Origin of the sequence: Amycolatopsis sp. NPDC059235 (assembly GCF_042754125.1) — a bacterium.
Taxonomy (GTDB): Bacteria; Actinomycetota; Actinomycetes; order Mycobacteriales; family Pseudonocardiaceae; genus Amycolatopsis; species Amycolatopsis albidoflava.
On the sequence record NZ_JBHZAG010000163.1, the window covers coordinates 1 to 10,543 of the forward strand.

The 10,543-nt window shown below is 67.7% G+C and carries 19 protein-coding genes; 2 read left to right on the top strand and 17 right to left on the bottom strand.

Going from position 1 to position 10,543, the window contains the following annotated elements:
- Window positions 1-98: 98 nt before the first annotated feature.
- From ACFXI3_RS46140 to ACFXI3_RS46220, 17 genes are all read right to left on the bottom strand, one after another.
- Complete coding sequence (locus tag ACFXI3_RS46140) at window positions 99-1,247, bottom strand: tyrosine-type recombinase/integrase (RefSeq protein WP_378408509.1); 1,149 nt, start codon at window positions 1,245-1,247, stop codon at window positions 99-101.
- Between the two features lie 14 nt (window positions 1,248-1,261).
- Window positions 1,262-1,438, bottom strand: coding sequence for a helix-turn-helix transcriptional regulator (locus ACFXI3_RS46145; protein WP_378408511.1), 177 nt, complete (start codon window positions 1,436-1,438; stop codon window positions 1,262-1,264).
- Complete coding sequence (locus tag ACFXI3_RS46150; RefSeq protein WP_378408513.1) at window positions 1,410-2,780, bottom strand: replication initiator; 1,371 nt, start codon at window positions 2,778-2,780, stop codon at window positions 1,410-1,412. The genes ACFXI3_RS46145 and ACFXI3_RS46150 overlap by 29 nt, the downstream gene beginning before the upstream one ends.
- Window positions 2,781-2,873: 93 nt before the next feature.
- Window positions 2,874-3,107: a hypothetical protein gene (locus ACFXI3_RS46155; RefSeq protein ID WP_378408515.1), complete on the bottom strand. Its 234-nt coding sequence runs from the start codon at window positions 3,105-3,107 to the stop codon at window positions 2,874-2,876.
- Between the two features lie 21 nt (window positions 3,108-3,128).
- A complete protein-coding gene (locus tag ACFXI3_RS46160) occupies window positions 3,129-3,851 on the bottom strand; it encodes a DUF2637 domain-containing protein (RefSeq protein ID WP_378408517.1) in 723 nt (240 codons plus the stop codon).
- A 14-nt stretch (window positions 3,852-3,865) separates the two neighbouring features.
- Window positions 3,866-4,093, bottom strand: coding sequence for a hypothetical protein (locus ACFXI3_RS46165; RefSeq protein WP_378408519.1), 228 nt, complete (start codon window positions 4,091-4,093; stop codon window positions 3,866-3,868).
- Window positions 4,094-4,096: 3 nt separating this feature from the next.
- Complete coding sequence (locus ACFXI3_RS46170; protein WP_378408521.1) at window positions 4,097-4,519, bottom strand: hypothetical protein; 423 nt, start codon at window positions 4,517-4,519, stop codon at window positions 4,097-4,099.
- Window positions 4,516-4,737 (bottom strand): hypothetical protein, encoded by a 222-nt coding sequence (locus ACFXI3_RS46175; protein ID WP_378408523.1) that lies wholly within the window; start codon window positions 4,735-4,737, stop codon window positions 4,516-4,518. The genes ACFXI3_RS46170 and ACFXI3_RS46175 overlap by 4 nt, the downstream gene beginning before the upstream one ends.
- 66 nt (window positions 4,738-4,803) lie before the next feature.
- The gene (locus ACFXI3_RS46180) at window positions 4,804-5,025 is read right to left on the bottom strand and encodes a hypothetical protein (protein ID WP_378408524.1); all 222 of its coding nucleotides are present in this window, start codon (window positions 5,023-5,025) and stop codon (window positions 4,804-4,806) included.
- Complete coding sequence (locus tag ACFXI3_RS46185; RefSeq protein ID WP_378408526.1) at window positions 5,025-6,398, bottom strand: FtsK/SpoIIIE domain-containing protein; 1,374 nt, start codon at window positions 6,396-6,398, stop codon at window positions 5,025-5,027. The genes ACFXI3_RS46180 and ACFXI3_RS46185 overlap by 1 nt, the downstream gene beginning before the upstream one ends.
- Before the next feature lie 98 nt (window positions 6,399-6,496).
- Window positions 6,497-6,679, bottom strand: a complete 183-nt coding sequence (locus tag ACFXI3_RS46190; RefSeq protein ID WP_336157215.1) for a hypothetical protein — start codon at window positions 6,677-6,679, stop codon at window positions 6,497-6,499.
- A 3-nt stretch (window positions 6,680-6,682) separates the two neighbouring features.
- Window positions 6,683-6,946 (bottom strand): hypothetical protein, encoded by a 264-nt coding sequence (locus tag ACFXI3_RS46195; RefSeq protein ID WP_336157216.1) that lies wholly within the window; start codon window positions 6,944-6,946, stop codon window positions 6,683-6,685.
- A gap of 7 nt (window positions 6,947-6,953) precedes the next feature.
- On the bottom strand, window positions 6,954-7,121 hold the full coding sequence (locus ACFXI3_RS46200; RefSeq protein ID WP_336157217.1) for a hypothetical protein: 168 nt from the start codon (window positions 7,119-7,121) through the stop codon (window positions 6,954-6,956).
- A 1-nt stretch (window position 7,122) separates the two neighbouring features.
- Window positions 7,123-7,287 (bottom strand): hypothetical protein, encoded by a 165-nt coding sequence (locus tag ACFXI3_RS46205; RefSeq protein WP_336157218.1) that lies wholly within the window; start codon window positions 7,285-7,287, stop codon window positions 7,123-7,125.
- Complete coding sequence (locus ACFXI3_RS46210; RefSeq protein ID WP_378408529.1) at window positions 7,284-7,415, bottom strand: hypothetical protein; 132 nt, start codon at window positions 7,413-7,415, stop codon at window positions 7,284-7,286. The genes ACFXI3_RS46205 and ACFXI3_RS46210 overlap by 4 nt, the downstream gene beginning before the upstream one ends.
- A gap of 109 nt (window positions 7,416-7,524) precedes the next feature.
- Window positions 7,525-7,695 carry a hypothetical protein gene (locus ACFXI3_RS46215; RefSeq protein WP_336157220.1) on the bottom strand — a complete coding sequence of 57 codons (171 nt, stop codon included), beginning with the start codon at window positions 7,693-7,695 and terminating at the stop codon, window positions 7,525-7,527.
- 340 nt (window positions 7,696-8,035) lie between these two features.
- On the bottom strand, window positions 8,036-8,419 hold the full coding sequence (locus ACFXI3_RS46220) for a hypothetical protein (protein ID WP_378408531.1): 384 nt from the start codon (window positions 8,417-8,419) through the stop codon (window positions 8,036-8,038).
- 125 nt (window positions 8,420-8,544) lie between these two features.
- Here ACFXI3_RS46220 and ACFXI3_RS46225 point away from each other — a divergent pair, with 125 nt between their 5' ends.
- Window positions 8,545-9,324: a GntR family transcriptional regulator gene (locus ACFXI3_RS46225; protein WP_378408533.1), complete on the top strand. Its 780-nt coding sequence runs from the start codon at window positions 8,545-8,547 to the stop codon at window positions 9,322-9,324.
- 115 nt (window positions 9,325-9,439) lie between these two features.
- Entirely contained in the window at window positions 9,440-9,826 is a 387-nt protein-coding gene (locus ACFXI3_RS46230) for an SCO5389 family protein (protein ID WP_378408535.1), read from the top strand.
- Window positions 9,827-10,543: the final 717 nt, after the last annotated feature.

The window sequence follows — 10,543 nt, forward strand, 5'->3', positions numbered from 1 at the left end:
GCCTTCTAATCTCTAGGTCGCAGGTTCGAGTCCTGCCGGGGGCACAAAAGCCCTGGTCACGGAAGTGACCAGGGCTTTTCTCGTTCGCCGCCCCACACTTAACCCACAGGTTTCGCCGGGGGACGCTCGCTGAGAGCCGCGCTGGCCTCCTCCCCGACGATAACGATCGGATCCACGTAGTGGTCCAGCGACGTGCTCGGCTTGTCGTGCCCGAGGTAGTCCGCGATCTGCCGGGCCGTGAGCCCCATCTCGTGCAGCACCCTCGCCACGTAGTGTCGCCAGTCGTGCGGATGCAGCCCCTCGAACGGCGTGCCTTCGACGACGCGCCGGATGCACTTGCGGGCGTTGTCCGGGTCCCGCAGGGTTCCAGTGGAGGACGGGAAGGCCCACGGAGAGCGCGATTCGACGCACCGCTGCTTGAGGATGTCCATCACCCACGCTGGCGGCCGGATGTGACGCATGCCCGCCGGGCTCTTTGTGTACGGCTGAACGACCAACCCGACGCCCTTGACCCGGATCACGGTCCCATGGAAGTAGACCGTGCCGTCCTCGAAGTCGATCGAGGTTTCCCAGTCGAGCGCCAGCAGTTCCCCTATGCGGCAGCCGAGCCCGGAAAACACGTCCTGCATGTCGACCAGGTCCCACCGCTCAGCGTCTTCGCTGCTGTGGAACAGCCCCAGCACGTCGCTCACGTTGGCCTCGTGGATTCGGCCCTTTTTCTTCGGCCCCTTGGACCGCGTGCTCAGGGACTCGATTTCGCGCACCGGGTTGTCGTCCAGCGCGTCGTGCCGCACCGTCAGCGCGTAGACGCCAGTCAGCACCGCGCGAGCCATCTTCGCCGCGCCGCTGCCGTGGTTGTCCCGGATGGACGCGAGGATGCGGTTGGCGACCGAGACCTTCCCCGACTGCCGGACCGTGAGGTTCGCAAGCGGGCGTTCCAAGTACCGGTCCCACGCGCCTCGATAGTCCTGCTTCGTCCGCGTGGCCTTGTCGGACGCCTCCAGCTTCGCGAAGTACATTTTCGCGACGGCCGACATTTTCGTCTCCGCCGTGATCTCCGCGTCGCCCGCTGCCCGTTGCCGATCCCGCAGTGCTTCCAGGAGCGCATTGGTCGCTTTCGCAGCACTGTCGCCCCGGCGTTCCACGGGCCTGGTCACACCGTCGTAGTCCTTGTACAGCGCCGTTGCTCGGTGGCCGCCGGTCGTCAGCGTGTAGGTACGGACCTTGCCCCACGTGCCCAGAGGCATCGGCGGCCGGGGCATCAGGCGGTGGCCTGTTCTGCGATCCAGGCGTCGACTTCGTCGGCGCGGAAGCGGACGTATTTGCCGATGCGGTAGCCGTTCGGGCCTTTGCCGGTCTTGCGCCACTGGTAGACGGTGTTGACCGGGACGCTGAGGTAGTCGGCGAGATCAGTCACGGTGAGCAGTTTGTTGTCCATGGTCGTTTTCCTTGCTGTATTTGTGTTTGCGGTCGTCTCGGATGCGGTGGGCGATGGCGGCGGCGAGTTCGCGTTCGGCGTCGTCGCTGTAGCCCGCGCCGTCGAAGGTCCAGTTGTTGACCACGGCGACGGTGTCGGCGCGGTCGGCGAGGCCGAGGCGTTCGAGGGTCTCTTCCAGGCGGAAGCGGCGGCGGTCGCCGCGGATGTCCTTGAAGGTGGTGGAGTAGGCGCGGGACTTGGTGAGGAAGTGGCCCCGGAAGGCGAGCATGTGCGCCCAGCGGCGCAGGTTCAGGTCTTCGTAGGGTTCGAGCGCGCCAAGGTCCCAGGCGGTCTGGATCATGCGGCGGTGGTGGTCGGAGACCCGCAGGTGCTCGATGTCGCGTTCGGACCGGATCGGCCGGTCCGCGGCTTCGCTCTTGCCGGTGCCTTTGGTCGCGTACTTGGCGATGTAGGCGGCGAGGCGGGCTTCGCTGATTCGGCCGGCACTGTCCTCCAGCTCGGCCGAACCCATGGGTTCGATGCGGCGGACGTCGACCTGGTCGCCCCAGGTCAGCACGAGCGGCGTGCCGTCGGGGAGGTGGGTGGTGGCGTAGGCGGCACCGGCGGCGGCGTAGACGGCGTCTTCCAGGAGGTCCGGATGCGCCCAGGCCGGGGCGGGGTCGGCCGCGCCGTCCGGGCCGTCGATGCGGACTACGGCGTGGAAGTGCACGAGCCCGCGCCGCTGGTATTCGGCGACTTTCCCGTAGGAGAGCCGTGCTTGCTCGGTGAACTCGCGGGCTTTGAGCCCGGCGCGTTTGGCGATCTCGCGGCGCAGCCGGGTGGTGAACCGCTGCCACAGCACCCCGGCGTGTGCCTGCCACAGCACCGATCCGGTGTAGTCGTAGGTGTCCGGGTCGAGCGGGGTGCCGACGCGCGGGTCGGCGTCGAGGTGGTATTCCCCGCAACCGCAAGGGATGCGCTTGCCGCGCGCGCTGGTGCGGGCGTGGTGCACCGGCCCGAACGAGGGCGCGGTGAGAGTGACGAACGCCCGGGGGCGGTCGGTGACGTGCTCGGGAACGCCTTTGTGGCCGCCGATCAGTCCGGCGCGGACGAGGTGGAAGGCGTCGGCGGCGTAGCGGTCAGAGCAGGACGGGCAAACCGATTCGCGGCGGTTGCCGCACGGGACGAAGATGTCGCCGCCGTGGTGGTGCAGCACCTGCCCGCTGGCCGCATCCTGGAGCTGGTGCGCGCCTCCGAGACGGATCGGGCGGGCGCAGCCGTTGACGGCGTGCACTTTGGCGCGCCATTCGTCGTAGTCGCGCATCCGGACCCGGTAGGCGATGCGCTCGTCCAACGTGTGCATGTCGGTGGCCCTTTCCGTGGGCGGGCATGGAAAACGGCGCGGGAACCAGCCGGTGAGGGCCAGCTCCCGCGCCGTCGGTCGGTGCGGGGTGGTTCAGCTCTCCAGTTCGCGCCGGTTTCGCAGGCGCGGCGTGTCGTCGGCGCGTTCGGCCGTGGCGCGCAGCGGACCGGGGTCCGTGGGCACGGCGACGGTCAGGTAGACGCGGCCGAGGGTCGACGTGCCGCGGTTGGGGTAAAAGTCGCTGACTTCCTGGACTTCCACCACGGTCGCGATGCGCGCCGCGACGGCGGCGATCTCGGCTTCGGTGCCCATCAGGCGGATGCGCATGGTCGGTTTTCCCTTGTCTCGTCAGGCGGATGCGGTGACCGGGTGTCCGTTGTGGCCGGTCAGGTCGGCGACGATGCGGGCGGCCATGGCGTCGGGGACGCGGGCGGCGCGGCGGATGTCGTCGGCGGTGAGGTCGCGGCCTTCGTCGCGGGCGGCGTCGGCGGCGGCGTGGACGCGGCTGGCGATCTCCGGCGGGAGCTTCAGCCGGGCAGCCGGGCGCACAGCCGGTGCGACTGGTGCCGGTGGTGCGGGCGCGGTCTCCGGTTCTGCCGGCATTGCCGCCGGAGCCGGTGCGTCGGCGGGTTCGGCCGGTGCCGGGATCGGTGGTGCGGCCGGGGCGGGTTCGGCGGGGGCGCGGCGCATGAGGAGCTTGACGACCACGAGGAACCCGAGGGCGGGCATCGCGGCCACCAGCCACCCGGCCGGGGTGGGTTCGGCGAGCGCGACTTGTGCGGTCATCTGCACGCCGAACCCGGCGACCAGGACCCCGAGGGGGAAGCTGAACCGGCGGTGTCGGCCGGTGCGGTGGTCGCGCTGGACCTCGAACCCGGCCACGATCACGATGCCTTCGATGACCACGGCGTCGGCCCAGGCGATCCAGCCGGTCTGTCCGTGGTGGACGGCCCAGTCGTGGGTGTGGGTGAACCCGGCCGCCGCGCCGATCAGGCCGAGCGTCGCGGCGACCAGCAGACGGACGATGTCCACCAGCCGACGAGCCGCGTGCGCACTGTCCGCAGTGGACATGAGGTTTCCTCCTTCTACTCGTGGCCGGTGCGGAAGCGTTCCGCGGAGCGGTGGAACACCCCGGCGTAGGTGTCGAGCCAGCGGGCCAGCTCGCCGGACAGCTCGGCCAGTCGGGGCTGGACGAACCACGGTTCGCCGTCGTGCATGCCGCGCTCCAGCGTGTAGAGCTCGTGGAACTCGTCGATGACCGCCTGTATCTGGCGGAACGCGTCGACGATGTTCTCGCCGAAGTGGTGTTCCATCGGTCAGATTCCTTCCGTGCGGGCGAGATTGGACCAGCGCTGCAGCGTCGTACGGCCGCGCGCGGTGAGCTTGAGCGGTGTGACCGGCCGTCGGATCGCGCCGTGCATCGCCGACACCACATCGCGCGAGCCGCCCCGGCTGACGTAGCCGCCGGAGATCAGGTGGTGCACGACGTCTTCGTCCAGGGCGGCGCGGACGCGGTCGGCGTCCTCGAACACCAACACCCGGTCCGTGTCGTCCAGCAGTGCGAAACGGCCGTCGCGGACTTCGGCGAGCACGTCCTTGGCCACCGACGGGTTTGCACCTCCGCTGGCGTTCTTGCGGCGGGAGGCCCGGGGCGGCGGGCACTGGCGGCCGGACTGCGGAGCCGGGGCGGTGTCGACGGTGCCGAAGAGCCCGAGCTGTGCCGGGTCGCGGCGGGTCACCGGACACGCTCCCGGCCGACCGGCCCGAACTCCCGGTTGCGGAAGTCCGCGACCGCGATCCCGACACCGAGCCCGATGCACCCGAACACCACCACCGTGCTCCAGAACAACGCCGACGGGCCTTGAGCCGCGTAGATCACGATCAGGACGAGCAGGGCGGGCGCGCCGAGCTTGAGCCACAGCCACGCCCGCCACACGTAGAAACCGATGCGCCACATGGGTTTACTCCTCTGAGTCTTCGGGTCGGTGGTACGGGCAGAACACGATCTGTCCGACGGGCGCGCTCATGCGCCGACTCGCCGGGCGAGATCCAGCGCATCGGAGATCGCCCCGAAGACGCCCAGGGCGGCGGAGCACTCCGCGTCCGCCATGAGCACGTCGGTTTCGATCGTGCCGAGAGCGCGTTCGCGTTCCTGGCTCACCGCGTCGTACCAGAGGGCAGCCAGGTCATAGACCCCGGAAAGCCTGTCCAGGAAATCCTGGTAGCGGTCTTCGCGGTAGGTCATCACGCCACCACCGACAGGGCGGGACCGGCGTGGTAGCCGCGGAGGATGAACGCGACCAGTTCGTCCAGCTCCCGGTCAGAGACGTAGGCGGCGCGGACGCGCTGGGGAACCCGCGAACGCGGCCGGATCACGAACCCGATGCCGGCGGTGTCCTCGCTTTCGGGGATCTCGTCGGCGAGCGCGCCGCGCAGCCGGGCACCGTCCCCGAGGACCATGTCCACATGCGACTGCGAGGTCACCCGCAGACAGATCCGGACCGGGAACAGGTCCCGCACCGGCACGGTGTCCTTGGTCGGTTCCTGCACCAGCGCCATCGTGGAATGCCCGGTCGCCCGGCCCTGCGACACGGCGATCGCAAGGTCCTTGCGCAGCGTGCGGGCGATCGTGCCGTCGCCGTAGGCCAGCAGAGCGCCGATCTCGTCCACGATCAGCAGGTTCAGCGGCGTCTCCCGCGACATCGTGATCTTGCGCTTGCCGGTCGCGGCGAAGTCCCGCTGCACCCGGCGCAAGTCCTCGATGAACTCCCGCATCAGCTTCGCACAGGCCGCCTCGTCGTGCTCGTAACGGTGCGCGACCCCTTCCAGCTTGCGGAACTCCATCTGCTTCGGGTCGCAGATCCACAGCCGGACCAGGCCGTCCCGGATCAGCGGAGCCAGCCCGCGCAGCAGCGACAGCGGGATCGAGTTCTTGCCCGCCCCGGTCGCCCCGGCGATGAAGGTGTGCTTGCCCAGGACCGACAACCGCCAGTCGGTGCCGTACTCGGTGTCGCCGACGTAGATGTCGCCCGGGTCGACCGCGCCGGATTCCTCGGGCATGTCCGGGGCCGGGATGGTCTCGGTGAACGGCTCGCGGCGTTCGATGATCAGCGACACCTGGCCGGGCTTGACCCGCTCCAGCGCGATCCGCTCCACCCGCAGCGTGTCCGCGAGGTCTTCGAGCTTGTCGTTGAACGCGCGCCGTCCCATGCCCGGGGGCAGCAGCAGCGTCACCGTGTCCACCGACGGCGAGAACGACTGCACCCGCACCACGCGGGGGAAGTCGGCCTTGCCGGTGCGGCGGTTGGTGACGTACAGGTCGCACGCCTGCAGCGCCTTGTTCAGCTTCGGCCCGCAGTACTTCGACCAGCGGCGACGCCAAGCCCGGATCCGCGGAGCGGCGTAGTGGTCGAACGTGTCCGGGTGCGCCCGGTACCAGGTGCACAGCCCCAGCGTCGCCCCGCCGACCATCCCGCCGGTCGCGGTCCACCCCAGCTCCAGCCCCGAGGTCGCCAATCCGGCCGGCATAAGCACCGAACCGGGGTGCCGGGCGGTCCACTTGAGACCCCGGAACTCGAAACCCGCCCGGCGGTCCGACTTCGGAATGCGGTTCTTCATCGCGGTACTCCCTTCCGACAGCACGAAAACGGCCCCGCACGCCTCGTCCGGCAAGGACAGAGGGCGGGGCCGGTCTCGTGCGAAAATGCGTGTTCGGTCTAGTGCGTCAGCGCGGGGCGCGCGTCCAGCAGCTCCGTGGACAGCGTGCCCATCGCGCGGGCGGCCTTGTCGTGCGCGGCCTTGAACCCGTGCTGGTGCACCGGCATGCCGCGCATCGCGTCCTTGAGCGTGCTCATCGCCGAATGCAGGTCGTCCACGACCCGGTCAACCTGATGCGCCATGGCTCAGAGCCTCCAATCCCGCGAAACGAGTTCCGCCTCGTGCTTCTTGCCCAGCGTCCGCAACCGGTCCAACTCGTCGAACGCCTTGGTGCGGAACGCTTTTAGCTCGTCCCGCGTCGAGATCGTCCACGACTCCGCCTCGTGCCCGTCGTCGTAGGCGTCGATGAGCTTGTCGACCTCGGCCAGCACCTCGGCCACGAGGTCCAGAGCCGCGGTGAACGTGCCGTAGCGCTGCTGCGCCCGGCGATTCAGGTAACCCACCTGCATGGGTCCGTCACCCTTCCCGTGTTGCGGCGGTCAGTTCGGCCGCCGTGGTGAGATCCGCAGTCAGGAACCCGACCGCGTTGCCGACCGCGACGCGGATGTCCCGGTCGGGCTCCGCCGCGACGAACCGCCGGTAAGCGGTCTGTGCGGCCTCGATGATGGCGACGATTTCCGGCATGTCAGGAGTCCTTCCGGATCACGGACTGCGCGTCCTTGAGGCCCTCGCAGTAGCCCGCCTGCCATGCCAGGTCGTCCGCCGGTTCGGCCAGCGCCAGCGCCCGCTGCGCTTCCAGCCGGGCCGCGAGCATCCGAATCACGACTCCGACGCGCACCGGGCGGCTCATCGCTTGCTCCGGTGCACCAGCGTCGCCACCGCAGCCGCGACCGTCAGCCCGGCCAGCACCGGCGACACGATCGCCAAGCAGCCGGTCAGCACCAGCCAGAACAGAAACGGACTGAAATTCGCCACCATCGCTGAACCTCCTATTTCTCGAAGTAATGCCACTGCCGGGAACAGACCTGGCAGGTCGCGATTCCCGTTGCCGACAAGAAAAATTTCGCCGTGCACGCGTGCGCGGCCATCAGGAGCCCCGCTCGTCGATCCGTTCGCAGTCCTGGCAGCGGGGCACGCCCCACGCGAAGAACCACACCCGCTCGTGCTGCCCCGGCCCGAACACCAGCCCGCACAGACTCGTGCGAACACCCTTCAACCACTGGTGCTCTGCTTCGATGTGCACCATGTCCTCGGACATCACAAGCCCCGCTTCGGGCCGTACGGGTCGAACGTCGACAGCCCGTCCCGAGCCGCGAAAACCGTGTGCATGCCGTTCTCCCTTCCGCAATGTGAATCCGTGGTGAAACCCCAGGACCCCCGGACAAAAAGCACCCGGGAATCGAGGCGCGCCACCACAAAAGGCGCGTATTTTTGGCATGGATCGGCCCACTCTGAATTTGTCAATGAACGGAAAGCGCCCTCGCCCGACTCGAAACGGGCAGCCAACCGACTTGGGAAGGGCTCCAGGGTGGTGTTATCCGCGCACGGCCGGGGAGGCAGCCGCCGCGAGACCGGACACCCGCCGGTCGCGAAACCGGTCAGGCAGCGTCGCGGACCGCGCCAGCACCGGCAGGCTTCAACCCCTCCGCCTTGAACCACAGGCCCGACCCCGTGATCCGGCCCTCGTCGTTCGTCGTCTGCCACGTGTTCAGCACCGGGTTCACCAGCTCCACGTAGGTGCCCTCGTCGAACCCCTCGCCCGGGTCCGTCGCCAGCGTCACCTTGATCTCCTCGCCCTTCCCGATCCGGCCGTTCCTCCCCGGCTTCCGCGCCTTCGCGAACAGCATCACCACGAACTCGGTCAGGTCCGTGTTCTTGTCCACTGCGGGGACCATCTCGCCCTTGACCTCCCGCATCTTCATCACGGGCGCTTCGGTGACCATGAACTTGTAACCGCCGCTGTAGAACGGGATGTCCTGCATGCCTGCCTCCGCTGGTGTCAGTGCTAGAGTTGGTAGGCCAACTAAGTTGGTAGGCCAACTTTAACCCACGACGACCAGCGACCGCAAGCACTTGGCATGCCAAGTTTCAAAGAAAGTTGTTGATCATGGAAGATCCCAGCTCAGAGCACATGTATGAGCGAGTCGCCTCCGCGATTCGAGACCAGATCCTGGCGAAAACGCTCCAACCCGGAAGTCGGCTGCCCTCTCAGGAGGAACTCACTAACACCTACGGCGTCTCGCGTGCCGTCGTGCGCAGGGCAATGGACATCTTGGAGTCCGAAGGACTTATCGACCGGCAGCAGGGAGGCCGCGCTACCGTCCGGCTGCACGACCCCCTCATCCGGCGCGCCGACCAGCATTACAAGTCAGCGCCGGGTGCCCCTTTCGCCGACGAAGCCATTGCGACGCAACGGGTGCCTAGGTACAGCCACGAAACGCGGCCGGACCGGGCAGGGCTGGAGACTGCCCACAGGCTCCGGATTGCTCTTGGCGACGAGGTGATGCGGACCGACTACGTCTCATACGCCGACGACGTGCCGATGATGCTCACGACCTCCTACGAGCCGCTCGCTATCACGCGCGGGACTCCCATTGAGAATCCCGAGCAAGGTCCACTCATGGGCGCTGGCATCGTCGATCGCTTCACGTCGATCGGAATGCGCCCCACCGAAGTTCGGGAGCGCCTCCACTCCCGCATGCCGCGCCCGTCGGAAGCGGAGCAGCTTGAGATCCGTCCTGGCACCCCGGTCATTGCGATCGTGCGCACGTCGTTTCACGGCTCGCTCCCGATCGAGACGGCGGACATCCTCCTCGCTGCCAACCAGTACAAACTGGAGTACACCACCAAGGTCGCGCCGCTCGAACAGCCAGACCCGAGCGCCTGATCCCCCACTGGGCACCCAACGCCGATTCATCCAGACGGGTTGACTCCCTTTCCATGGGATGAGCCTTGTGTCATTAATGAACATGACAACCAACTCCGAGCGCTAGGAGATCAGCGTGTCCCTCACCGTCCCGGTGTCACTGCTGGAGCAGGCCGAGCAAGGGCAGATCAGCGACGCCGACTTTCTCCAGTGCATTAAGGACTCGCTCCCGTACGCCTGGACCGTCGTCAGCTCCACCGCCGAGAAGCTGAACTCAAGCGACGCCGCGTACGAGATCAACGAGGACGTTCCGCCCACCGATGCCGAGTGGGGGCAGCTCTTCCGCCTGGTCGCCAGCGACTCCATGCGGGCCGCAGTAGAGCAGCACTACCGCGTTCGGATGGCCTTCCAGAACTGCTGCAAAGTCGGCATGTTCAAGCCCAGCGCAGCCGAGCAGTACCGCGAGTTCACGTCTGCTCGCGCGCAGATCCTCAACCAAAAACCCGAGTTGATCAACTGCTAGGCTCCGTAATCGAACGCCCCGGCGGGTCGGCGGTACAACCTCCCTGCCGGGGCGTTCCCATGCCTACCGACGTCTGTCGCAAGTGGCCAGCTCTCCCGAACCGCATCCCTTGCTGCGAGCCAGGTTCACCCGGCCACCCGGTCGAGACCGTCTCTGTGCGTCGCGCGCGGACCCTGTGTTCAGAGTTTCTTTTCTTGTTCAAGGCGGCCCCTGCGGGGCCGCGCCGCTTTCGGGCCGGGCACGCGGGACCCGCCTCCGGCACCCACGCACCCGGCCCGGCGGCTGCACCTGGGGCCGCGTCCAAGAAGAAAAGAATGTCCTCGCCGGACGGGCAGGTCTCCGAGATGGCCGGGACCGCGCGCACGTCGCGTCCGTGAGTGACCTGCCGCCATCTCGCCGACCTCCCCGAGGGCTATCACGCCGCGTCAAGGGGGCAGTTCGGCCGGCATGCTGCGGACCGCGGGAAGGTGCCCCCTTGACCCGACGTGATTGGGCTGCGCCAGGTCGACGAGATGGCGGAAAGGCCACCCACTTGTAGGTTGAGATCTACAAGATCAACACCACATTTAACCCTCATCAATCCATGATCAGCAGCACCTAAAGACGACCGACGAGCACCATTCGCAGAAGCGAACAGCGCAGATGACGACCAGTATCAACCATCCACAGTAGACAGTGATCAACGCTGCTTCAGAATCTCTAGGTCGCAGGTTCGAG